Origin of the sequence: Bacillus sp. FCW2 (assembly GCF_021228595.1) — a bacterium.
GTDB lineage: Bacteria > Bacillota > Bacilli > Bacillales > Bacillaceae > Bacillus > Bacillus velezensis.
Window position 1 is genome coordinate 1,529,352 of sequence record NZ_CP089436.1, and the last position, 20,932, is coordinate 1,550,283.

Here is a 20,932-nt window from a genome sequence, read left to right on the forward strand (position 1 = left end):
AATTTAATATGATTATGTGAGGTGATAATGTGTCTGAAGTTTTGTTAACAACGGATAAACTTTATAAGTTAAAAACTGAAATAGAGAAAAATCTTATTGATATTAAAAGTGATTCCAATATGGTGAAGGAATTAAAAGCCACAATGGCGGACAAATACAAGGCACTCCCTGGTTATATCCAAGAAATTTTAAATAATAATGATAACAACGTACAGCGTTTAAACGAAAAAGAAGTGTACATTGTTTCAAAAGAGATGTATTCAATTCTTGGGGCTCCAGCTTTAGATCCCTCAAATTATTTTCCAACCAGATTGGCAAAAGAGCTTGAAGGTGGGAGAGTATTCGCCGGTGAAGAAGTAGTTAAGCTACCATACAAGTTCAAAAATGTGATTAAAATTAAAGAGGATAACTATGTCACTTCCATTACTGCCAAGGAACTTAGTGAGTTATATAATAGCTCCATCCTGCAGTACAATTACAATACTCAGCGTGAAGGAAAATACATTAAGGGCAGCCTTATCCCTGTACCTAAAACAAACCCTAAATCAGTTGATGAGATCAAAGAATTGTTTATTAAAGGCGATTTAATTGTATCAATGTTAACTTTTAACGCTCGTCTTGGAACATCTGATGGTGATGAAGAAGTTGAATATGATCCAAGCGACCAAACCCTCACTGTAACACGAGGAACCTTATTAGATGCTCTTGATGGATATCATCGAATTTCAGGTATTGTTAAGGCCATTGCTGAAGTCCCTGAATTAGATCAACCATTCATTTTAAATGTGCTCAATTACGATGAAGAAAAGGCTAAGGTTCACTTTGCTCAAATGAATACCATAAACCCAGTTGAAAAATCCAGAATTGAAGAATTGGGACAAAAACGGTATTCTTCAACCGTTGTCGAGCAGCTGAAATTTAAAAGTGAACTTAAAAATAAAATAAGCCCACAAAGTGAAATTGGTATCGATAGCAATTTCCTTGTAACATATTATACTTTATCAGAAGCTATAGACGATGCATTTGAGCTGAAATCTCGAAAAGATGCGTTGAAAATTGCGAAATACTTGGTAGACTTTTTTGATAACCTTTTTTATGCCTTCCCAGACGAATTTCTTGAAGATGATTTATCGTCCATTAGAAAGCAATCATACATTAATCATAACGTAATGTTTTACGGTTATGTTTATTTGGCCAAGAAGATGAAGGAAAACAATGTAGAACTAAACAAGCTTGAAAATATCCTTAATACGATTGACTTTAGTAAAAGCGGAAGAGTGTTTGAAGAATTAGGAAGACAAAATAATGAGAATCAACTAAAGAATATTATGAAGAAGAAACTTAAGCGAATGTTTTATGATGAAATTGCTGTTGTTTAAAGCCTAAAGGAGAATTTAATATGAGTGAAATATATAATGCTGAATTGAAGGAAAAGTTTTTAGAGAAATACGAAAGTGAAGCAACAAGAAACCATTATTGGCTAAGGCTAAGGGATTTCTCAGCTACAGAAAAAATACTTCAAAAAGACATATTTAATTTTTCTTTGGAAGAGCTGCGTACGTTATTTTTCGATTTGGATAGCAAATCTATAGACTCATTAAGAGGAGCACGAGCTGTAATTGGACAATACACAACCTGGGCAATGGAAAATGGCTTGGCAAACAGTAACATCAACAAAGTGTATCAGATACAGGATGGTGACTTAAAGCAGTTTATAGATAAAAACAAAAAAACACTATTCACTAATAAAGAAGTAGAAGAGTATGTTGATTTTATGATTAATTATCAGGATAAGGCCATGATACAGGCTATTTATGAAGGTATAGATGGTTATCAGCATTCAGAGTTACTGAATTTAACAGGTGACGATTTACTCGATGATAACAAGGTAAAGCTAGTAGATGATAAACATGGTGTAAGAATAATTACTGTAAGCGATAAATGTTATGAGTTACTTAAGCGTGCTAATGACCAAAGAACATATCATCTTAGCAATGGTTCGCCAGATAGTAGCCTTAAAAACAAATTTGCCACATTAGTTAAAAGCGAAAATATTTTTAGGCTAAAATATAAGAGCTCTAATCAGAGTATGAAAGCTGACAAATTTTTAGTTCATCGTTCTTTTAGTCAGTTTCAAAAATTTTTAGAAGAACCCTTCTTTACACCTAAAAATCTTATCAATTCAGGAAAGCTCAACATGGCGTATGCGATATATAAAGAGAAGGGTGAATTAAAAGTACCTGATTATAAACAAATAACTCGACAATATGGGTTCTTGAATGAAGACGCGGAGTTTAATTCACAAACACTGAGGAAAGTAGTGAATATGGAGAACTTAGAAAAATATTGTATCAAGTCTGAAGTAATTGAGACTAATTCTTAATCCCTGTTACAGGGATTAACTTTACATAACTTTCAGAGTAAAAATAAAACAAATGTGAGTTAACTCGTGGTATTTTTAAAAAAATATCAGGATTTTGTTCATATTTTTCAGAATTCGACAAAGTTAGACAGAGACAAATTTGTACATATGCAGTAAAATAGTTCTATACCCTAAAAAGGGTACAAGGAGGTTCGCTAGGCCAAACTCCCTAGCGATAAAGTCAATGTTTGATTTTCCATTCATAGAGCTCTTCAATCGAACAGTTAAGGGCAATAGCAATGATTTTCGCTGTTTTTATATTCATAGAAGGTCTAAAGCCGTTTGCATAGTCACTTAATCTTTGCGTACTAATGCCTGTTCGCTTTGAAAGTTCTCCTAAGGACATTCCTCTACTTTCAAGGAGAATGGATATCAAACATTGTCCGATTTCAACCTCAAGCATCGGACAACCTCCTGTTATAGTATTGCTTATCATACTATATCAATTCTTTCCAAGTTTTTAAATGAAAGAAAAAAGATTTGCCACTAACTAGGTAAAAGGTTATAATTAAGTCAACAAAAAGGGAACGTAGGTTCGGTTAATTACTACCAGAGAGAGGGAAACGTATGTCAGAAAAGGATTATTTCATTCAAGGGGAGCTGTGCATTCCTTTTTTCGGCAGAATAAAAGCCAAGAATGAAGAGGAAGCACTATTGTTCGCATATCAATCAATTAAAAAGAAATTAAGAAATAAAACAGGGAAAATGGGGTTTCTTCAAAAAGATCAAGAAAAATATGAGGCACTATTTGATGTAGATATCATGTGTACAGAGGATGCTGAATTAACAACATCTTATGCCGAAGAGATAGACGATTCGTTTGAAAATGAAGGCTATAAATCTTCACAATTGTTATCATCGAAGTAAAAATACATACACATCTTGTCAGTCATCATGAGACATAAAAAATTGGTGACTTTTTAGTCAGACTGGAGCATACAATGGATTTTAATCTTGAAATTGACTTGAAAGACATTATGAGATCAGTTTCCATGAGTGTTGGTTCTAAGAACATACAAAGTGGAGAGTACTACATAGACATTATCTTTAAAAACAATGGGGATTGTTTGAGGATTAGAATGGATCATGCTTCAGTTTTAGAATTTAGAGACAAAATAAATGAAACTCTTTGGAAACTAGACGGCATGAAGACGTTTATGAAGACAGCAGCTTTACAGTATGAGTAAAGCTGATTTTTTTAAAATTATTTAGAGTAAAAATAAAATAAGTATTTACAACATATGGTTGAGGTTATATAATCGAATTAGAATCAGGAAAGGAGATAGCTTTAATTATTGATTAATGAACCAACTAACAATCAAATAAGAAGTATGGTTTTAAGGAAATATGCAAAGCTCTTAGCATCATGTGAAAGATCTTTGCGCAGCATAGAGAACAATGAAATTAGAATGGCAATAGGAGACCTGGACTTTGTTAAAGACAATTTAGAGGAAATACAATACATACTTCGTGATGTTGTGAATCAGCATGAATATTTTAGAGATAAAAATAAAATGTAAGTTTTATAGAGATTAAGATAAGGGGGAATAACATGGGTGCATTAATCGCTAAGCAACCGAATGGACGGTACTGCCGATTTAGTTCAGTGGTAGACTGCCCAACGCACATAAACATGACACGTGAAGACTATTTAAATAATTTTACTGGGACAACAAAAGGAAGGGAAGATGCTGAAGATACACTTGCAAATTATCTACGGCCGTTTCACGAAGTTATAAAGTGGTACACACCGCTGAACATGAGCGAAAAAGAGTTTGTGGAGGCGTTAAAAGAAATGTGTGACGAAAACCCAAAGGAGGCGCGGGAATTGTGAAAGTGAAGCGTATTGAATATAAGCTTTGGTACGAAGTTAAGTTCGGTTGGAAGCATTTCAGTTTCGGCGCAAATGATGATAAAACTGCATTGAAATATGCAGAGGAATACGCAAAAAATAACTACCTCATAAATTATAAAGTAGAAAAAATAACGAATGAGAGATTGTTTTGGACTGAGGAGGGCGCGGAATGAGTAAGTTCACTGTTATAAAAATCGAGGACGCCGAAAAGTATTTAACTTTTCAAGAACGGCTTTGTCTAGGGGCGTTAATTGGTAGGATCAACTTTTGCAGAAGAGAAGCCGAAGGAAAAGAAGTCAATGACTATGTTGTTATCAACCAGGATGAGCCTTATATTGACGAGGTAACGGACATCATGAGAAATCATGGACATTGGGGGGAATAAGATAATGAATGAAATCAAAATCAGATACGTTTTCCGACATAAGAATACTGCTGAAATTGTCTTGCTTTATTACACCTTGAGTGAAATTGAATATTTTGGGGAGGCAATCTACTCAGATAAAGAAGATTACGAGTTGATAAGTCGGGATATATGGACTTGTCTTAAAGACAGCAATGGCAAAGACATATATGCAGGAGATTATATAAAAATTACATACGACTCTGCCTTTTCCAAAGAGCCATTCTATATCGGAGTGGTGAAATATTTAGAAAACGAAGATTACCCAGCATTTGATTTAAGACCTTGGATTGATTTAGACATGAATGCTATAAGCTGGTTGAAAAGTGAATCAGATCCTAGTGTAAAAAAATACGAAGTCATCGGCGACGTTTACCAAAATCCTGAGTTATTGGAGGATGCGGAGTGAAAAGAAAACCAGCGCGTGTTTTTGATACAAGAAATAACGCCACATTTTTTACAGGGACAGAATGGGAATGCATGGAGTTCGCACTAAAAAATTATCCTCATGAAGAATTCCCACATGTTTTAATTGGTGCAAATGATGAAGAGGAGGACGTGGAATGAAGTTCAAAGATATAGTGCCATACACAAAAGACGGCAGTTATAGAGTTCATCACTCACTAAGGCATTTTAAAAGTGCAATTGAAAGGTATATTGAGGAAGGTCTACAACTTAACCCTGATTTTCAAAGAGGGCATGTATGGACTGAAGAGCAGCAAATTAAATTTGTAGAACATCTTTTAAAAGGAGGTAAAACAAATCCCATTTTCCTTAACCAAAAAGGATGGATGAGGGATTTTCAAGGAGACTTTGTATGTGTGGATGGTTTACAAAGGATAACGGCATGTTTGAGGTTCCTAAACAATGAAATTAAAGCATTTGATCACTTTTACAATCAGTTTGAAGACACTTTGAGCAATTTAATCAGTTTGGAGTTTGTCATTAATGATCTCCCAACTAAAGCAGATGTTCTTCAATGGTATATTGAATTAAACACCGGAGGTACTGTACATTCCATTGAAGAGATTAAGAGAGTGCAAACGTTATTAGAAAAAGAAATCACCAATGGAACTAAATAAAAGATGCATTTTAAAGAGTTTCCTTGTTTGGAGGAATAAAACCATATAAACTTTAGTAGAGAAAATTAAGAACAAAGGGAGAATAATTTATGAATAAAAAAGCCATTAAAAGACCAAAAGTTTTCATATCATATTGTTGGACTTCTGATGAACATGAAGATTGGGTTTTAGATCTAGCAGTACGATTGTCTGAAGGAGATGGTATAGAGGTTATACTTGATAAGTGGGATTTAAAAGAAGGACAAGATAAATATGCATTCATGGAGAGTATGGTTACTTCTACAGAAATAGACAGGGTATTAATCATTTGTGATTCTGGTTATCAAAATAAAGCTGATAATAGGACAGGTGGAGTAGGGGATGAAACTCAAATAATCACTCCAAATATTTATTCGGATACAAAACAAGAAAAGTTTATCCCTATTATCGCAGAAAGAGATGAAAAAGGGAATGCTTTCATTCCGGCTTATGTTAAGAATAGAATTTATATTGAACTCTCTAATGAAGAAACTTTTGAAGAAAATTATGAAAAATTGATTAGAAATATATTGAAAGCACCAAAGTATAAAAAACCACCTTTAGGTGAACTGCCTTTATATTTATTTGATGAAGAAATAAACCATTTTAAAACTAAAAATATTATTAGAAAAATGAGAAACGCCCTTGAGAAAAATTCTTCAAGAATTAGTTTCCTTTCAGAAGAATTTATTGAAGCATTTGTTGAATCTTTAAAAGAGATACAAATCCAAAATGAAAAAATTGAAAATAACCAAATTGACGATTTGGTTAAAGAAGGAATTGATAAGTCACTACCATTAAAAGACGATTTTGTGAATTATATAAAAGTACTAATTGAGGCAGACAAGGTTGATTCGGATGCTTTGTCAGAGTTCTTTGAAAGAATATATATTTTCACAGATATACAAAAAGGAATGGATAATTGTCATCCTGAGCAATTTGATCACTTTAAGTTTTTACTCCATGAAATCGTTATATACACCTTTACTCTACTGTTCAAGTATAAAATGTACAACATTATTGCTGACCTATTAGATATGGAATACAATTTGACATTTAGGGGAAGCTCTGAAAACTTAACTGCATTCAGGTTTTACATAACATCTATAGAGAAAAGAAACGAGAATCTTAAATTGAATAGGGTGAGTTATCATTCAGAATTATTGATACAAAGATCGAACGACTTAAGAGACGAATTGATAGTAGCTGATGTATTACTTTTTCATTTATTAAGAATGAGAAGTGTGAACTTTGATTGGTTTCCGATCACATATATCCATAATCTTTTTCATTTAAACATTAAGTTTCTAAGTAAATTAAAATCTGAAAAGTTTGCGCAAAAAACTTTAAGTGTATTCGGTGTTAATACTATTGAAGAATTAAAGAATAACATTAAGAACTTTGGAAGACCGGTATCATTTCCAACAATTTTTGACAGCGCTCCTGTTCCAAGTAAATTTATAAAACCAGAAGATATTGCAACTAAGCCATAACAGAATAAAAGGCGTCAATACATATTAATAATATAATGACGCCTTAATATTTTCATTTTTGAATAAATGGATTATTTCATTGTAAGGAGGAAGGCACATAGGTTATTTAAAGCACATAATTGATACAGCCTGGTTTAACTTAGTTTGGTTTAGATGGCATCTTGGAGCGGACATAAGCGTATTTGATGGCTGCGGATGGAATACATATAAACTTTTAAAGAATAAAAATAAAATAAGTGGAGGTTATTCGAGTGATAAAGAGGAATCTGCTTAGTAACCACGTTGATGAGATTATTAGTGAATATTACGCTGGTAAAGGATATTCAGTCCATAGCATTGAACGCCAGGAAAATGGACAACTGATTGTTGTTACGGAACGAGTAGCAGAGAAGAAGGAACCGGTAAAGGTTGATATAGCATTTGATTTTGTACATAGAAGACCACATAAGAAGAAGTATTTAGCTTAAAAAAGGCAAAGAGTCAAAGCTCTTTACCATTAGGTGATTTCCTTAACCGATTCGCAATATACTTCATTACGTTTACTGCAATCGACACTAATGCAATAATCAATGCTATTTCAAATAAGAGGATGTATCCAAAATTCATATTAAGCTCTTCAAAGTAATCGCTGACAAATGAAAGAAGTTTATAAATTCCTAGCATAAAAACAATAAAGGAAACTCCTAAAATTACAAGTGACTTTTTAGAATAATCTTTAGCATGTTCAAAATTATAAATCATTATTGATAAAAATAACAAACCAGTAGCAATCTTTTTGGATAGCGAATCATCGGCTGAAAATGATTGCACTACAATGCTGATGATTAATCCAGTAATACCGATTGTTTTATTCAAGGGATCACCCACTCGTATGTAAGTTAGGTATGAGTTTACCAATTAAAGGGGATTTTCTCAAGGCAATACACATTAAAGTTAAATTAAATGCTTTCTCAAGAAAGGGGTGGAAACATGCTTGGTTATCAGATAGGGAAGCGAGTAAGGTGGCATGAAGATGAGGAGATGGGAATTATATTGTGGACGACAAATCAAGGTTCTGTAGGTGTTGAATGGGACTCTGGTGAATACGGTGAATATAATTATGAAGTCGATGAGTTATTAATGTTAGTAGATTAATATGTCTTCCGAAAGTTAAACGAAAGAAGTTCATTAAAGAAAGGGTTTAAACAATGATTAAAACAAGGCTATTCCAAGATGAATATTGCAATGGTGAATGGGTTGAAATTGATAGGCTAATAAACGGTTTCATAAGAGCAGAGTCAAAAAAGATTGAAGTTATTGATATCAAATATAATTCAATAAATACAGGTCGAACTCATAATACAGCGCTGCTTATATATAGAGAAGGGATTTAAGATCATCAGGCAGTGGGACTGAATGAAATCATTTCTTTGAGAACTGCAGCTGGATGGAAGTCGTATATAGCCTGCAAACAATCTAAAAAGGATGGTGAAAGACATGGACAAGTTAATTTTTAAAGAGGATATTGCGTTTGCGGAGGATCCTAACAATCCAATTTTCAAAAAGGACAAGGAATACGAAATTCTAGACGAAGAAAAGGAATACATTTATGTTGGACATAAACCAAATTCAAATGAATGTACTAAAGTTCCAAAGACAGAAGAAGGGACATTGTTTGACTATAAATAACACATATCTTGAGGGAGATAATACATATGAGCAACGTGAAGAAATTGATTAAAGAAAACGTTAAGTTGAAAATGAAGCTGGCAGTAATGAAGAGGACATTTTGAAAGAAAAAGAAGAAATGAGAATTAACAAATTGTTTAAAATCATAATAAATGAGGTTCGCTGTGATTTTAAATGAAATCTTAGTCCAGGTTAAATAAAAAAATATTAGAGGTGGTAAAGCTGCATGAAGATAATTTACAAAGGGTTTGAGATAGTTGCAACAAGAAATGCGTCATTTGGAGGGTGGGAAAACATCTATTATACCGTGATGCACAAAACAGGAGGGTGGTTTTTAGAGGACAGCTTTTGTGAATGTGAAGATAAAATTGAAGATTTCGTAAATGGTTTAACGCTAATGGTAGATGACTATCTTAATAATGACAGTGATGTAAGCTTAACAATTTAGATGAAATCGTGATTTTAAACAATGGGAGGAAACGAATGAATCAAGATATTCAGTTTTTAAAAGAACTTCAGCAAGAGTTAAAAAATCAAGATAACGACGGTCAAGCTGCACCGCGTTTCTGGACAGTTGGTGATTATGAATGGGTCGAAGCTCGAGAGGAAAATGCAGAACGGTATTCTGTATACCTGCCATATATAGCAGAAGCCTATGTTTTAGATGATTATTTAGAAGAAATAAAAGAAGATAGCGAGCTCTCTGAGGAAGCTTTAACAGAGTTGAAAGAGGACGACTTTGACAATCCTATTGAGTGGATTCAAAAATACATTGATGAAGAAGCAGACTTAATTCCAGAAAGAAAGGTTCACATTGTATGGCCGGATACAATGTTTTTGACCAAAGCAGAGGCGAAGACACACATCAAATTGAATAAGCATCACTACACTTCTGAAGCACATACTTACGCAATGACAGCTTGGAGAGCGCCAAAAGTTGAGCGGTTACTTAACATACTTGAAACGTTTGATTGGGATTCAATTAAAGACAGTCAATACAATCTACAAGGAGTGGTAAAATGAATACATATGTAGTAACAAAGGAAACAGAATACTATAGCAATGAGCCAATTAAAAAGGTGCTTTACGCGGGTGTCAATAAAGAAGTTGCCTTTAGCAAAATTAATGACACTTCAGGTAACAGACTGGTATTAGATGTTTGGTTTGATGGTATTAAGATTAAATCATTCATCAGAATTCGTAACGATGAATGGCAAGTGGGTTTTGATAAATTGGCCAATACAAAGAAAGAGATTGAAGACTACAGTACCAAATTAAAAGAGGCACAATCCTTTTTAGAAATGTTGGAGAGAGCTGAACAAGTCTAATAAAAGATAGTTTTCAAAGTGAAAATGGGGGAAAGCAACAATGAAAAAATTTGAAGAAATCATTAAGCAAAAATCAGTACTTCTGAACGAATGGGAAGGAAAAGAAAAGGTTGACGTTTTGTCTGACTTTGAAGAAAAAGAAACTGATGTAAACATTCTGTTTGCCTCTTATGATGGCGATATTTGTGAAGGGCACGCTTGGGCTCTATTTGAAGAGAGAGGGAAATTGTTCGAGGTTAATGGTTCCCACTGTTCATGCCACGGTTTAGAAGATCAGTGGGAACCTGAAGAGGTTACTCTCAATGTTTTAGAACACAGGTTGCTGAATGGAACATTTGGAGAACCGGATTTTAAGGAAGAGCTATGCGACTTTTTGGGTGTTGAATTTAAATTAAACCAATAGGAGATCGCTATCTAGCGCTACAACCTAATAGATAACGATCAAATAAGAGAATATTAATCTCTATAGTGGCGTCTTTTCTCGAAATAATCCGGATACTTATTCTGCTTTAATCTGGATTTAAATACAAACCAAATTACAAAAGTAAACATGTAATCCATGACTTTATCAAAAGTCCAATTTGTGAAAAGATCTATAAGAATTTTCATTACCTTTCACCTCCCGAGACAAAAATGTCCTATCTCTTTTAGGTGGCATGTGTATGACACGCTCCTATTAATAAAAGAGTGGAAAGTAATATGAAAATCAAAAAGAATTGAAAAAAACATGAAGAAAATTGAGGTGGAGCAAATGAGCGAAACTAGTGCAAACACAAATACAAAGATTCACGTATTGGCTGATGAAAAACTAGGCGGCATCAAGCGGGAATACATCGAGGTCGATCGGAAGGCGGAAGTAGGCGATAGAATTATCCTCAGAGATGATGATGAGATAGGTACGTTTCTCGAAAGCAATTCAAGTTTTGTTTACTTAGATTTAGGAGGCTATAGGAACGGAGTTGCTTGCGATCCAGCCTGTTGCCGTGTACTCGAACCGACCGACATCGTTCACATTGACGGTCGACGTTACGAAATGGTCGAACGTGAGGGGGAAGTAGGCGATAAAGTTATTCATGTTTATAAAGGAGAGTCGAATGGCATTGTCCGAGTTGTTCGCAAAGCCGCCGACGATGGAGTGGATGTTGATACATTCGAAGATGAGGGAGAATTATATAGCGGTTTTTATCATGGATATTATTGCGTTCTCGTCCCACTAGATAAAGAGAAGACCTTTGAAAATAAACATAATGTATACAAAGAATTGAAAAATCTCATACATAATGAATTAGGTATTTCCAGGCAAGACATACAGAAAATGATCAGCAATGCGGTTTCCAATGAAGTTCAGAAGATGTCTGAGTCAGGAAAACTGGATAGAGTTGCAGGAGAAAAGATTTAATCACTTATTGAAGAAGGTTTTAGAAATGGAGATCGACTGCTGTATGGATTTAAAGAAAGGGTGTCACAAACAGTTTCTGATGAGGTGGGTAAAAGGATTGCAAAAGTATTGAATATTAATGTGGAATTAAAGGAGGAAGGGAATTGACCAAGAACGAACGAGAAGATTATTTAAACAGACTTGATGATATGGATTGACAGAAGAAGAGGATGAGGAAATGACGAATATTTTAAATGATTTTGTGGGCTATGATATTTGGTGATTATTATAGAATCAAAATAAAATAGTTATTTTAACGATAAATTGTCTAATTGATCCATGTACTAAATTTTCATTCGGTGTGTAATGGCGAGTCACTAAGGAATTATGTAACGGAGAGATTAGACTCTCCAGGATTCAAAGGAAGGTATGCGGAGTTTACCATGCTTAGTCTTAAATCTGTGCTTAACCTTACATAAGATCGGTTCTACAAATACATATTCATCAGTTTCAGACTTTACATGTTTTATAGAGTGGAACTTACTTCGTTCCGCATTCGGCATGAATTCCATAAACCCAGCTGCAGTACCATCAGGATAAGACAGAAGAAATTTTATATCCTCTTTGGTGTAGCCAGTGATAAGCACATCTGTGTAATCATAATTAATCACTTTCAGCCAGCTATGGGAACGTTTATTGATTTCATAAGGGGAGTTAGCTTTCTTTAGTACGATTCCTTCAAGATGCTTTTCTTTGGCCAGATTAAAGTAAGCTAATCCGTTTCCTTGCAGGCCTTCGATCACAAAGACATTATCGTGCTCAAGGTTTAGGTCTGAAAGCATGCTCTTTCGTTCAATGAGCGGCTTATTAGCGATTGAACACCCATCAATATAAATTACATCAAATACACAGTAAACCACCTTATGAGCTGATTTCTTAGACATAAAGCGTTCCATGACTGCTTCAAAATCAGGAGCACCGCCTGGCGCAGCTACAATGATTTCACCGTCTAAAACAGTTCCATTGGGGATATCGATATCCAACAGTTCTGGGAACTTGCTTGTTACTTCATTGTTGTGACGAGTGTAAAGCTTTATTTGATCATTAAACTTGGAGAGGATCAGTCTAATTCCATCAAACTTCAGCTCGGTAATATAACCATCATCATCAAATGGTTCTTTAATTGAATGTAATAACATTGGCGATACAAACAAAATATCACCTCCTACTTAGAACATAATAGCTAAGCGAAGGTGATATATAAAGCAAAATGACTGTGGTACTTAATGGGATTCAATGAGCTCAGGTGAATTGTTTTTAGGTGAATTCACTAAAGATGAAACTTGATAAGCTTCCATGTCATCAGAGTCATACGGTAACAGTAAGTTTTGAAGATAATCAGGATCCGTGTTTTTGGGGTTTAGCCATTCCTTTTCGTTCTCATCAGTAAGAATGACCGGCATCCGATCATGAATGTCTTCCATAAGCTCATTGGGTTTTGTCGTGATGATTGTGCAGGTGTATAGCGGATTACCTTTAGGTGTATTCCACTTTTCATATAAGCCGGCAAATGCAAAGAGATTGGAGGATTTGAGCTTAATCCGCATAGGAATCTTAGTCTTTGAATCAAGGCGTTTCCATTCATAAAAACTGTCTGCAGGGATAATGCAGCGTTTGCTTACAAACGGCTTTCTAAAGCTTGGTTTCTCGGACAATGTTTCAGCGCGAGCATTGATCATTTTGTATCCGATCTTTTCATCCTTAGACCAGGGAGGAATAAGACCCCATCTTAGCTTACCCATACGGTTGTTTGATCCGTCGTTGATGATTGTAAGGATGTTTTGTGAAGGAGCAACGTTATAACTTGGACGGTATTCGTCTTCAGCCAGAAATTGATCTATATTGAACTGTTCGATGATGTCGTCAAACTCAGAAAATAAAGTGAACCTGCCACACATGTTCATCATCCTTTAGGGTTTTTGAATATTGTACAGGCTTGATACACGAAAATCAAAAAGGAGGAATGTGATGCAGCAAACAGTTGATGTTAAAGAAGTTGAAGTGTTGATTAGGGGAATCTGGAGAAAGAAGAGGTTCACGGATATCCAAAAGGGACAAACATTTAAGATCGAGGAAAATGGAAGAGTAAAGAAATACATAGCAAGAACAGATCCTTATTGGGATGACATGTATGAGACTTACATAATTGATTTAATCGATAAAAATAAAATAAGTGTGTAGTAATCGGCGAGCGGATAGCTTCGATGAAGATAAAAAAATCAGAGATTTTATAAAGATGAATTTAAATTGAAAATGGAGGCGGAAGAATGAGGGAGATTAAGTTTCGAGCTTGGGACGATGTCAAAGACAGAATGCTTTATTTAGGCGAAGAAGATGACATTGTTTTTGATTTTGGTGGAAGCGGTATTGTTGCTACAGACATCACAGAAGACGAACCTAATTTTAAAACGTTGCACCATCTAATTTATTTGCAATACACCGGATTAAAGGACAAAAGTGAGGCCGGGGAGGAGATTTGGGAGGGAGACATTCGAAAAGACGCTTTGGGGAGAATATTTAAGGTTGTTTACGACAATGATTTAGCCGCATTTTACGGAGAATATACTAACGGTCATTATGAGTCTCTTGGCGATTGCGGGGCAGATTCTGAATTTCTCGGAACAGTCTATCAAAATCCAGAGCTTTTGGAGTCTAAATAAAAACGATATTTTACAGAAAGAGGATGAATAAAAATGTTTACTTGTTTCTGCAACGAATGTGAAAAAGTAATTGAAAAAGATGAAGTTGATTTAGTAGAAGTCCCTTGGGAAGGAGATTGGGAACACGTGCATTTAAAATGCGGTAGCATTGTGTCTTGGATTTAACTTGTATGTCTAATTTAAGGGGGTGATAACAATGTGAGTTACCTATGTGATTTGAGTTTTAAGAATAAAACAAAAATAAAAAGGAGTGGTTATTAATTGTTACGGATTAAAAACAGAATAGAGGAATTGCTAAAAAAGACTAAAGGAGCAGAAAAGAGAGACTTTGGACGGTACACTCTAATCTGCCCACCTCACCGCGAAGTGAAGCTATTAAAGTATAACACAGTTAAGAAGACTTTTCCAATCTTGGTGACAGCTTTGGTTTCATTCCTGAATCCAGTGAGTATTTTAGCAGCGGACAAGTATCGGAACTTTGAAGAGCTTAAAGCGAATGAATCACCGTTCAATTTTAGTGTGTTCTCAAAAGAGCAAGACACTGATGTATTAATTCTTGCTCCCCATGGAGGTGGCATAGAAGGGGGGACAAGCGAGCTTGCAAAGGAATTAAGCGAAGCATACTCTACATATCTTTTTGAAGCTTTAAAGATACCAGGAGCATTTGATTTACATTTAACAAGTACGAATTTTGATGAACCACGAGCACTTGAAATGTTACAGGAGCATGAGTTCACACTGTCACTTCATGGCTATGCAAGTAATGTGGAACATGTTTTGATTGGCGGCACAGATCGGAACAAAGCTGAAGCGATAACAAGAACATTAAATAATGCCGGGTACTCTGCAGAGCTTCTTGATGAGGGGACGAGGTTATCCGGTAGCAGTCCAAATAATGTTGCCAATAAAAATAAATCAGGAAAGAGCATTCAACTGGAATTGAGCACTGGACTGCGCAAATCAATGTTTAACACCTTTTCTCTAAAAGGACGCTCAGACACAAGAAACGAGAACTTTTATAACTTTATTGATACTCTGTCAGGGTTTCTCAATGAAAATGTTGAAGGGAAGGGTTTGACAACATGAACATGCAGCAGCCCTTATACTATTTTGTTGATGCTCTGGATTGGGGAATTGATGATAAAGGGTCAAATGCAATTGAAACAACAGAAGGGTTAAATCGAGCTTTAGAGTATGCAAGCTCAAAATCATTCTATAAAGTACATATTCCAAAAGGAATCTATCTAATTGATGCGGTGAATACAACAAAGCGGTTACCTGAATTCGGTGGAGGTATTAATGTACCATCAAATATTGAGTTAATACTTCATCCAGAGGCTATATTTAAAGTGTTGCCTAATGGTTATCAAGGCTACTCCTGTTTTTATATTGGCCAAGCGAGTAATGTAACGATTCGAGGCGGACAAATTATAGGGGATCGATATGAGCATGATTATTCAAAAATCACCTCAATTAAGAAGACGCATGAATGGGGCTATGGTATCCATGTTAATGGAAGTAGCAATGTGTTAATTGAAAATGCACAAGTCTCTGACTGTATTGGAGATGACATTTGGATAGCAGCTGATGGAATGATGAATACTTCAGGAACATATACGCCTTCAAAGAATGTGACCGTTAGAAAGTGTACGCTTTTAAGAGGGCGAAGAAATAACCTAGCTACCAATGGTTGTGAAGGTCTTCTTGTCGATGACTGTGATATAGAAGAAGCTGGGGGAGATACAATTGGGCCACAATTAGGCATTGATTTAGAGGGCTTTGGAGAAAACGGAATTAAATATGATCACCCGTATAAATTAACTGTGCGAAACTGCAGGTTTAAAAACAATGGACGTGGATCCGTTACAGCGCACACAAGCGGCAAGGTAATTATTGAAGGAAACTACAGTGACCATGTTATTTCCTATGGATATAGCACGGATGTCAGTATCAAAAATAACAAGATCATCAATGAAAATGAAATTAAGACATATGGGATTGACTCGGTAGGCGTTTCAAGTACGGAGTCGGGAAACAGAGTTCAAATTGATGGCAATACGATAAGTGGCTTTGAAGTGGGCATTTGTGTAAGAGGAAAGGGTGGCACAGTATCAAATAATACTTTTGAAAATATAAAAGCATGTCCTATTGCAACACATCAAGCAGAGGACTTTTTAATTACGGACAACAGGATAGAAAACAGTGATTGTGTTCAAGTACAGGTTAGAAACTCAAATGATATCAAGGTTGTGAATACCAAAGGAAAAGGAACGAGCTCATCATATGCTGCAAAGATAATGGATTCTAGCCGAATCAGTCTCGTTAATAATGAATTTGCTAATGTGTATGGTGGAATGTATTGCGAAAGATCTCAGTCAGTTCGTTTAAAGGGAAATGATTTGTTGTTAAGTGGGAGTGGATACGGCATCTTTTGGGACAAGGACTCTTCTGTCTCACTGCAACGAAATGAAATTCATGAGCCTAGGAATGTTGCAATTAAAGGTACTCCTGAGAAGTATAGTTGCCAGATCAGTGAGAATCAGGTTTATTTCTGTAAATCATTGATCGCTATTCAACTGACTGGTGGCTCAGAACACATTTTAAAGGATAATGAGATAATGTTTAATCGTTCAGTAGACCAAGGATACGGCGTTTATTTGGAGAATACAGACAAGGTACGTCTCGTAAGGAACGATGTGCGCGGAATTGGAGGCAAGTTATTATCCCACCCTTATTGCACAGATAAAGCAAAGAATACAACCTTAATCCATAACACATATGATAGTGGAACGCTGAAGACTGCAGAAGGAGATATTGTAGTCATTTAAGGCTACGTAAAGCTTTAATATCTTATTATTAAGAAATTTGAGATATAATAAAGATGTAATTACAAAGAAGGGGATTGATAAAAATGGAAAAACGAAAAATACAAGGATTGTTAAGTTTTGAAATTGTTAAGAAAAAAGACGGCTTATTAGGTGAATTGAAATCAGCTTTAAAAGAACTATTTAAAACGTATATTGAAACCACTCCGATTAAAATTGAAAAATTAGAATTTGAAGAAAAGGATAATGAAATCAGAGTTGAATATGAGTTCACAAATGTAATCTTCCATTATAAACATCATTTTAGTGATGACAAATTCCGTGAAAGAACATCAACAGAAAATAATGCAGAGTTTGGACGAGCCATATTTGAATTTTATACCAAACTTCTAGTAGAGAGCTTTTTCAAAGACTATTTGAAGGTTTCAACAAGACATACAGAAATAACATTTTTTAAATTTAAAGGATACGAAACGATTTAGATAAACAAAAAGTTGACAGGGCTTAACCAGCTTTGTCAACTTTATTAGATTAAATAAAATTGTAGTTTTAAAAGAAAACAAATTAAATAGAAAGTGGTTTGTATGGATATTTTTGGGGTAATGTCTGAGTGTAATATAATTAAAACACTCAGAGGAGGAATTAGGTGTGAAAAAAAACATTGGTAAAATTGGAGTTGTTGGAACTTTACTCGTAAGTGGTTTGCTTTGTGATTTTGGAGTAGGAGTAAATGCAAAAGAGCTAAATCAAAGTAGGAATGATACTGAAAGCAATGTCTACCACCAACCAATCAATGTACTTAAGACCGCCTCAAATATTAAGAGCCCAGGTTTTTCGACAACTGCGGATGATTGGCAAGATGCCGGAACTACATACGGCGATACCAAGTTTGACAAGTATTCAACTGCTGCAGTCGTTCAAACATTAGGATTTGCATTAAATTTGCCTACAGGGGGATGGTCTTCTTATTTAGCTGGACTAGCTAACATGATTATTCTAGGTGAATATAAAATTGTTTACTTTAAGGATAAGCAGGAATTTAAGATGGCAGGGGCAACTCTCATGACAAAGCACCATGTAACGATTTATGAAGATAAGGATCGAAAGAAAAAAATCGGGAGTGACAGCTTTATCATCACAGACAAAGGTGGCCCAAAAGTTGTTGAAATGTAATGGATAAAAAATAATCCTCCCTTAGGTGGGAGGATTATTATATGCTGTTTATTATGCTGTAAACTAATGCTACAACAAACAATGGATAAGAGATAATGGCAATTAATTTTGAGGATTTACTCTTATTTTTTTCAAATGTGTAAATTAGTGCAAACCCTAAAAAGAATATTGTGACAAACCAAGAAGAATAGGACGGGTACAATGCAATAAGTAAGACAATAAGAGTGGATAACGCGAAAGAAGAGTTTAGCGTTATTTTCTGATTATTTTCCAAATGAACCACCTCCATATACATATTCCCCCATATAAAAACACTTAAACATTATACTTAAAGGAGCTTGATTAAATGATTAACATTTTAAGTAAAGAGCAAGATGAAGCAATCCGGTACTTCAAGAACAAGCTAAACATATCGGAAAAACTGTACATATCCCTAATTAATTTTAATCTGCTTAGAGATAAACACGAAGACTTTGGCAATAGACTATATGAGCTTTATAAAACAGATCCTTATCTGTATATCAAAGCGCTCAAAGAAGGTTACGTGGTTGATCAGCCAATTGAATTTAATGAAGCAATTGTGCGGTTCTATGATGGTGAAGAACTTGCTGTAATTCATAAGACCACTGGGAAAAGATATAATGTGAATGTAAAAATGAAAAAGCTTCCTGACGGTTTTACGCTGCAAACAATGAACATGTGGTCATGGAGTGAAGTTGTTTAATTTTATGAATTTTCACTTGTTTTGATTTGTCATATCGTTAAGTGGGTACATTAAGGATGAGAAGGAAAAGGTTCTCTCATAATAATGTTAAGGGGTGTTTAATGTGTTGGTATATGAATATGGCAGAACGAAGCAAGAAGCTCTGTCTAACCTATGTAGAAAAATGATCCGTGAGTACCCAGATGAAACTTTCACAACGGACTTTGCAAAAGTTTCTGATTACGGTAATGAAGGATCAGATAAGAGATACGTAGCCGAATTTCGGGTATAGGATAGTTTGTTATACAGAAGCGCCTAAGCAAAGGTGCTTCTTAACTCTCGATATGATTTTATAAAATTACGCTGTTGGGGGTGGAAACAAGAAAATCATTCTTCAGATGCAGTCTGTACCCCAATTAATAAAGATACTCATTAAAACTTTTCAGAATAAAAATAAAATAGTTATTGACCATGCCTTTTTAATGATGTAAGATTAAGTTATCCCAAAGAGAGAAAGGAGGAAAGAGATGAAAAAGGAATTAAAGATACTGAAAGTATCTGCCGAAGCCTTGCATACCTACAAAAATGATGTAAAAAGGAATTACGACATTGACGAAGACCAAGCAAGAAGAAAATTAACCAGGAATGTGATGTTGGTAAAGGAATTTAAACCAGGAGGAATTAAGAGAGGTCTTTTTTCTAAAACATACTCATATGGAAATTTAAAGATCACAATTCGGCATGGAACAGTAATAAGGATTGAAAATGTAAAAGGTGATCCAGAACCTTGGGACTTTCCAAAAAAGAGATACATAGAATTAAACAAGCTACTTGGTATAAAGGATTGTAAGTTTAGTAGCAAGTCTCATTATAGGCATTTTAAGGATAAAAATAAAATATAAACAAAAAGAAAGAGGTGCGGAATATTAAAAAGGTAAAATTATTTACACACACTGACCTAGACGGAGTTGGTTGTGCAATAGTATGTAACCACTTATTAAATGACGTGGAAGTAGAGTTTTGTGATTATCATAATATAGATCAAAAAGTTCTTGAATTCATAAATAATAACAGGTTTAAGGAATATGATTTAATTCTCGTTACAGATATATCTGTTAATAAGGATCTTGCTGAAAAAATAAATGAAATTCAATCAACGTCTAAATGGGTACTTATTGATCATCATGCGACAGCGAAGTGGTTAAATATTTATAAATGGGCAAATGTTAATGATTACTATATTAAATCACCATGCGAAGAAAACCTAAAGACATCTGCTACAAGTATGGTTTATGACCATCTCATTAAGTTTCAAAATAATGAGTGTGAAGAATTGAGTGAATTTGTAGAAAAAGTAAGAAGATATGACACCTGGGAGTGGTCAACAAAATATAATGACACCCATGCCAAAAAACTGAATGATCTTCTTTATATTATTGGGAGAGAAAACTTTATAAAAAGATTCTCAACAAATCCATCCATTTATTTTTCAGATCATGAACTACATATTTTGGACATTGAGAAATTTAAAATTAAAGAATACATATCTAAAAAGGAAAAACAACTGAGAACTTTGCAAGTGCTTGATTACAGTACAGGAGTAGTGTTTGCTGATACATATCAATCTGAACTAGGGAATGAACTTGCTCAGAAAAATCCTAATTTAGATTTCATTATCATAATTGATCCTGGTTCATTAAAGGTCAGTTATAGGGGAGTCAAGGAGAAAATTGATTTAGGAAAAGACATTGCTGCTAAATTTGGTGGTGGAGGTCACCCCCGAGCAGCCGGTAGTCAAATTAATCAAAGAGTCATAGATTCAGTTCTTAAATTAATCTTAAACTAATTATTCTGGGAGGAATTA

General features: G+C 34.7%; 34 protein-coding genes. 29 read left to right on the forward strand and 5 right to left on the reverse strand.

What is annotated here, in order from left to right; genetic code table 11:
- Nucleotides 1-29 precede the first annotated feature (29 nt).
- Together K3G25_RS07825 and K3G25_RS07830 are read left to right on the forward strand one after the other, a co-directional pair.
- The gene (locus tag K3G25_RS07825; protein WP_014417909.1) at nt 30-1,379 is read left to right on the forward strand and encodes a DNA sulfur modification protein DndB; all 1,350 of its coding nucleotides are present in this window, start codon (nt 30-32) and stop codon (nt 1,377-1,379) included.
- Between the two features lie 20 nt (nt 1,380-1,399).
- Complete coding sequence (locus K3G25_RS07830; RefSeq protein WP_062623451.1) at nt 1,400-2,383, forward strand: phage lytic cycle repressor MrpR family protein; 984 nt, start codon at nt 1,400-1,402, stop codon at nt 2,381-2,383.
- Nucleotides 2,384-2,603: 220 nt separating this feature from the next.
- On the opposite strand, the gene K3G25_RS07835 is transcribed toward K3G25_RS07830, so the two are convergent.
- The gene (locus tag K3G25_RS07835) at nt 2,604-2,825 is read right to left on the reverse strand and encodes a helix-turn-helix domain-containing protein (RefSeq protein WP_041482535.1); all 222 of its coding nucleotides are present in this window, start codon (nt 2,823-2,825) and stop codon (nt 2,604-2,606) included.
- A 164-nt stretch (nt 2,826-2,989) separates the two neighbouring features.
- On the opposite strand from K3G25_RS07835, the gene K3G25_RS07840 reads away from it, so the two are divergent.
- The 11 genes from K3G25_RS07840 to K3G25_RS07890 all read left to right on the forward strand — a co-directional run bounded on the left by K3G25_RS07840 (nt 2,990) and on the right by K3G25_RS07890 (nt 7,740).
- Nucleotides 2,990-3,289 (forward strand): hypothetical protein, encoded by a 300-nt coding sequence (locus K3G25_RS07840; protein WP_022553114.1) that lies wholly within the window; start codon nt 2,990-2,992, stop codon nt 3,287-3,289.
- A gap of 74 nt (nt 3,290-3,363) precedes the next feature.
- Nucleotides 3,364-3,609 (forward strand): hypothetical protein, encoded by a 246-nt coding sequence (locus tag K3G25_RS07845; RefSeq protein WP_020954128.1) that lies wholly within the window; start codon nt 3,364-3,366, stop codon nt 3,607-3,609.
- Nucleotides 3,610-3,717: 108 nt separating this feature from the next.
- Nucleotides 3,718-3,942 carry a hypothetical protein gene (locus K3G25_RS07850; protein WP_110124771.1) on the forward strand — a complete coding sequence of 75 codons (225 nt, stop codon included), beginning with the start codon at nt 3,718-3,720 and terminating at the stop codon, nt 3,940-3,942.
- A 32-nt stretch (nt 3,943-3,974) separates the two neighbouring features.
- Nucleotides 3,975-4,256, forward strand: a complete 282-nt coding sequence (locus tag K3G25_RS07855; protein ID WP_173722090.1) for a hypothetical protein — start codon at nt 3,975-3,977, stop codon at nt 4,254-4,256.
- Entirely contained in the window at nt 4,253-4,450 is a 198-nt protein-coding gene (locus K3G25_RS07860; RefSeq protein ID WP_232489652.1) for a hypothetical protein, read from the forward strand. The genes K3G25_RS07855 and K3G25_RS07860 overlap by 4 nt, the downstream gene beginning before the upstream one ends.
- Nucleotides 4,447-4,662, forward strand: coding sequence for a hypothetical protein (locus K3G25_RS07865; RefSeq protein ID WP_232489653.1), 216 nt, complete (start codon nt 4,447-4,449; stop codon nt 4,660-4,662). The genes K3G25_RS07860 and K3G25_RS07865 overlap by 4 nt, the downstream gene beginning before the upstream one ends.
- A gap of 4 nt (nt 4,663-4,666) precedes the next feature.
- Complete coding sequence (locus K3G25_RS07870; RefSeq protein ID WP_050569594.1) at nt 4,667-5,089, forward strand: YopX family protein; 423 nt, start codon at nt 4,667-4,669, stop codon at nt 5,087-5,089.
- A complete protein-coding gene (locus K3G25_RS07875) occupies nt 5,086-5,247 on the forward strand; it encodes a hypothetical protein (protein WP_158649802.1) in 162 nt (53 codons plus the stop codon). The genes K3G25_RS07870 and K3G25_RS07875 overlap by 4 nt, the downstream gene beginning before the upstream one ends.
- Nucleotides 5,244-5,762: a DUF262 domain-containing protein gene (locus K3G25_RS07880; protein ID WP_014471987.1), complete on the forward strand. Its 519-nt coding sequence runs from the start codon at nt 5,244-5,246 to the stop codon at nt 5,760-5,762. The genes K3G25_RS07875 and K3G25_RS07880 overlap by 4 nt, the downstream gene beginning before the upstream one ends.
- 89 nt (nt 5,763-5,851) lie before the next feature.
- Nucleotides 5,852-7,273, forward strand: coding sequence for an SEFIR domain-containing protein (locus K3G25_RS07885; protein ID WP_050569593.1), 1,422 nt, complete (start codon nt 5,852-5,854; stop codon nt 7,271-7,273).
- Nucleotides 7,274-7,524: 251 nt separating this feature from the next.
- Entirely contained in the window at nt 7,525-7,740 is a 216-nt protein-coding gene (locus K3G25_RS07890) for a hypothetical protein (RefSeq protein WP_029974429.1), read from the forward strand.
- Nucleotides 7,741-7,753: 13 nt separating this feature from the next.
- On the opposite strand, the gene K3G25_RS07895 is transcribed toward K3G25_RS07890, so the two are convergent.
- Nucleotides 7,754-8,128 carry a YoqO family protein gene (locus tag K3G25_RS07895; RefSeq protein ID WP_029974427.1) on the reverse strand — a complete coding sequence of 125 codons (375 nt, stop codon included), beginning with the start codon at nt 8,126-8,128 and terminating at the stop codon, nt 7,754-7,756.
- A 114-nt stretch (nt 8,129-8,242) separates the two neighbouring features.
- On the opposite strand from K3G25_RS07895, the gene K3G25_RS07900 reads away from it, so the two are divergent.
- From K3G25_RS07900 to K3G25_RS07930, 7 genes are all read left to right on the forward strand, one after another.
- The gene (locus tag K3G25_RS07900) at nt 8,243-8,407 is read left to right on the forward strand and encodes a hypothetical protein (protein ID WP_165882051.1); all 165 of its coding nucleotides are present in this window, start codon (nt 8,243-8,245) and stop codon (nt 8,405-8,407) included.
- A gap of 342 nt (nt 8,408-8,749) precedes the next feature.
- Nucleotides 8,750-8,941 (forward strand): hypothetical protein, encoded by a 192-nt coding sequence (locus K3G25_RS07905; protein ID WP_029974423.1) that lies wholly within the window; start codon nt 8,750-8,752, stop codon nt 8,939-8,941.
- A 226-nt stretch (nt 8,942-9,167) separates the two neighbouring features.
- Nucleotides 9,168-9,389, forward strand: coding sequence for a hypothetical protein (locus K3G25_RS07910; RefSeq protein ID WP_029974422.1), 222 nt, complete (start codon nt 9,168-9,170; stop codon nt 9,387-9,389).
- A gap of 35 nt (nt 9,390-9,424) precedes the next feature.
- Nucleotides 9,425-9,964: a hypothetical protein gene (locus K3G25_RS07915; RefSeq protein ID WP_232489654.1), complete on the forward strand. Its 540-nt coding sequence runs from the start codon at nt 9,425-9,427 to the stop codon at nt 9,962-9,964.
- Nucleotides 9,961-10,269, forward strand: coding sequence for a hypothetical protein (locus K3G25_RS07920; protein WP_225046036.1), 309 nt, complete (start codon nt 9,961-9,963; stop codon nt 10,267-10,269). The genes K3G25_RS07915 and K3G25_RS07920 overlap by 4 nt, the downstream gene beginning before the upstream one ends.
- Nucleotides 10,270-10,309: 40 nt before the next feature.
- Nucleotides 10,310-10,672, forward strand: coding sequence for a hypothetical protein (locus tag K3G25_RS07925; protein ID WP_232489655.1), 363 nt, complete (start codon nt 10,310-10,312; stop codon nt 10,670-10,672).
- A gap of 324 nt (nt 10,673-10,996) precedes the next feature.
- Nucleotides 10,997-11,668 (forward strand): hypothetical protein, encoded by a 672-nt coding sequence (locus K3G25_RS07930; protein WP_232489656.1) that lies wholly within the window; start codon nt 10,997-10,999, stop codon nt 11,666-11,668.
- Between the two features lie 380 nt (nt 11,669-12,048).
- Here the strand turns inward: K3G25_RS07930 and K3G25_RS07935 are convergent, their stop codons facing one another.
- Both K3G25_RS07935 and K3G25_RS07940 read right to left on the reverse strand, forming a co-directional pair.
- Nucleotides 12,049-12,861 carry an ATP-dependent DNA ligase gene (locus K3G25_RS07935; protein ID WP_161512173.1) on the reverse strand — a complete coding sequence of 271 codons (813 nt, stop codon included), beginning with the start codon at nt 12,859-12,861 and terminating at the stop codon, nt 12,049-12,051.
- 69 nt (nt 12,862-12,930) lie between these two features.
- Nucleotides 12,931-13,605 (reverse strand): SOS response-associated peptidase, encoded by a 675-nt coding sequence (locus K3G25_RS07940; protein ID WP_161512172.1) that lies wholly within the window; start codon nt 13,603-13,605, stop codon nt 12,931-12,933.
- Nucleotides 13,606-13,672: 67 nt separating this feature from the next.
- Between K3G25_RS07940 and K3G25_RS07945 the strand changes: the two genes are divergently transcribed.
- The 6 genes from K3G25_RS07945 (at nt 13,673) to K3G25_RS07970 (ending at nt 18,365) form a co-directional block, all read left to right on the forward strand.
- Entirely contained in the window at nt 13,673-13,888 is a 216-nt protein-coding gene (locus K3G25_RS07945; RefSeq protein ID WP_161512171.1) for a hypothetical protein, read from the forward strand.
- Between the two features lie 86 nt (nt 13,889-13,974).
- Nucleotides 13,975-14,367 carry a YopX family protein gene (locus K3G25_RS07950; RefSeq protein WP_161512170.1) on the forward strand — a complete coding sequence of 131 codons (393 nt, stop codon included), beginning with the start codon at nt 13,975-13,977 and terminating at the stop codon, nt 14,365-14,367.
- Between the two features lie 261 nt (nt 14,368-14,628).
- Nucleotides 14,629-15,453: a poly-gamma-glutamate hydrolase family protein gene (locus tag K3G25_RS07955; protein ID WP_232489657.1), complete on the forward strand. Its 825-nt coding sequence runs from the start codon at nt 14,629-14,631 to the stop codon at nt 15,451-15,453.
- The gene (locus K3G25_RS07960; RefSeq protein WP_232489658.1) at nt 15,450-17,195 is read left to right on the forward strand and encodes a right-handed parallel beta-helix repeat-containing protein; all 1,746 of its coding nucleotides are present in this window, start codon (nt 15,450-15,452) and stop codon (nt 17,193-17,195) included. Before K3G25_RS07955 ends, K3G25_RS07960 begins: the two co-directional genes overlap by 4 nt.
- A gap of 83 nt (nt 17,196-17,278) precedes the next feature.
- A complete protein-coding gene (locus tag K3G25_RS07965) occupies nt 17,279-17,674 on the forward strand; it encodes a hypothetical protein (RefSeq protein ID WP_014417926.1) in 396 nt (131 codons plus the stop codon).
- Nucleotides 17,675-17,840: 166 nt separating this feature from the next.
- Complete coding sequence (locus tag K3G25_RS07970; protein WP_029974404.1) at nt 17,841-18,365, forward strand: hypothetical protein; 525 nt, start codon at nt 17,841-17,843, stop codon at nt 18,363-18,365.
- Nucleotides 18,366-18,402: 37 nt separating this feature from the next.
- Here K3G25_RS07970 and K3G25_RS07975 read toward each other — a convergent pair whose 3' ends face one another.
- The gene (locus tag K3G25_RS07975; protein WP_029974402.1) at nt 18,403-18,639 is read right to left on the reverse strand and encodes a hypothetical protein; all 237 of its coding nucleotides are present in this window, start codon (nt 18,637-18,639) and stop codon (nt 18,403-18,405) included.
- 72 nt (nt 18,640-18,711) lie between these two features.
- On the opposite strand from K3G25_RS07975, the gene K3G25_RS07980 reads away from it, so the two are divergent.
- From K3G25_RS07980 to K3G25_RS07990, 3 genes are all read left to right on the forward strand, one after another.
- Nucleotides 18,712-19,089, forward strand: coding sequence for a hypothetical protein (locus K3G25_RS07980; protein ID WP_029974400.1), 378 nt, complete (start codon nt 18,712-18,714; stop codon nt 19,087-19,089).
- Nucleotides 19,090-19,595: 506 nt separating this feature from the next.
- On the forward strand, nt 19,596-19,970 hold the full coding sequence (locus tag K3G25_RS07985; RefSeq protein WP_104679096.1) for a hypothetical protein: 375 nt from the start codon (nt 19,596-19,598) through the stop codon (nt 19,968-19,970).
- 14 nt (nt 19,971-19,984) lie between these two features.
- Nucleotides 19,985-20,914, forward strand: coding sequence for a DHH family phosphoesterase (locus tag K3G25_RS07990; RefSeq protein WP_050569592.1), 930 nt, complete (start codon nt 19,985-19,987; stop codon nt 20,912-20,914).
- Nucleotides 20,915-20,932: the final 18 nt, after the last annotated feature.

Excerpts from the sequence above, each read along its gene's own strand:
- K3G25_RS07960 (WP_232489658.1), top strand. The coding sequence starts at position 15,450 with ATGAACATGCAGCAGCCCTTATACTATTTTGTTGATGCTCTGGATTGG.
- K3G25_RS07965 (WP_014417926.1), top strand. The coding sequence starts at position 17,279 with ATGGAAAAACGAAAAATACAAGGATTGTTAAGTTTTGAAATTGTTAAG.
- K3G25_RS07880 (WP_014471987.1), top strand. The coding sequence starts at position 5,244 with ATGAAGTTCAAAGATATAGTGCCATACACAAAAGACGGCAGTTATAGA.
- K3G25_RS07885 (WP_050569593.1), top strand. The coding sequence starts at position 5,852 with ATGAATAAAAAAGCCATTAAAAGACCAAAAGTTTTCATATCATATTGT.
- K3G25_RS07910 (WP_029974422.1), top strand. The coding sequence starts at position 9,168 with ATGAAGATAATTTACAAAGGGTTTGAGATAGTTGCAACAAGAAATGCG.
- K3G25_RS07900 (WP_165882051.1), top strand. The coding sequence starts at position 8,243 with ATGCTTGGTTATCAGATAGGGAAGCGAGTAAGGTGGCATGAAGATGAG.
- K3G25_RS07865 (WP_232489653.1), top strand. The coding sequence starts at position 4,447 with ATGAGTAAGTTCACTGTTATAAAAATCGAGGACGCCGAAAAGTATTTA.
- K3G25_RS07870 (WP_050569594.1), top strand. The coding sequence starts at position 4,667 with ATGAATGAAATCAAAATCAGATACGTTTTCCGACATAAGAATACTGCT.
- K3G25_RS07905 (WP_029974423.1), top strand. The coding sequence starts at position 8,750 with ATGGACAAGTTAATTTTTAAAGAGGATATTGCGTTTGCGGAGGATCCT.
- K3G25_RS07855 (WP_173722090.1), top strand. The coding sequence starts at position 3,975 with ATGGGTGCATTAATCGCTAAGCAACCGAATGGACGGTACTGCCGATTT.
- K3G25_RS07980 (WP_029974400.1), top strand. The coding sequence starts at position 18,712 with ATGATTAACATTTTAAGTAAAGAGCAAGATGAAGCAATCCGGTACTTC.
- K3G25_RS07985 (WP_104679096.1), top strand. The coding sequence starts at position 19,596 with ATGAAAAAGGAATTAAAGATACTGAAAGTATCTGCCGAAGCCTTGCAT.
- K3G25_RS07835 (WP_041482535.1), bottom strand. The coding sequence starts at position 2,825 with ATGCTTGAGGTTGAAATCGGACAATGTTTGATATCCATTCTCCTTGAA.
- K3G25_RS07925 (WP_232489655.1), top strand. The coding sequence starts at position 10,310 with ATGAAAAAATTTGAAGAAATCATTAAGCAAAAATCAGTACTTCTGAAC.
- K3G25_RS07940 (WP_161512172.1), bottom strand. The coding sequence starts at position 13,605 with ATGTGTGGCAGGTTCACTTTATTTTCTGAGTTTGACGACATCATCGAA.
- K3G25_RS07845 (WP_020954128.1), top strand. The coding sequence starts at position 3,364 with ATGGATTTTAATCTTGAAATTGACTTGAAAGACATTATGAGATCAGTT.
- K3G25_RS07920 (WP_225046036.1), top strand. The coding sequence starts at position 9,961 with ATGAATACATATGTAGTAACAAAGGAAACAGAATACTATAGCAATGAG.
- K3G25_RS07950 (WP_161512170.1), top strand. The coding sequence starts at position 13,975 with ATGAGGGAGATTAAGTTTCGAGCTTGGGACGATGTCAAAGACAGAATG.
- K3G25_RS07915 (WP_232489654.1), top strand. The coding sequence starts at position 9,425 with ATGAATCAAGATATTCAGTTTTTAAAAGAACTTCAGCAAGAGTTAAAA.
- K3G25_RS07830 (WP_062623451.1), top strand. The coding sequence starts at position 1,400 with ATGAGTGAAATATATAATGCTGAATTGAAGGAAAAGTTTTTAGAGAAA.
- K3G25_RS07930 (WP_232489656.1), top strand. The coding sequence starts at position 10,997 with ATGAAGAAAATTGAGGTGGAGCAAATGAGCGAAACTAGTGCAAACACA.
- K3G25_RS07840 (WP_022553114.1), top strand. The coding sequence starts at position 2,990 with ATGTCAGAAAAGGATTATTTCATTCAAGGGGAGCTGTGCATTCCTTTT.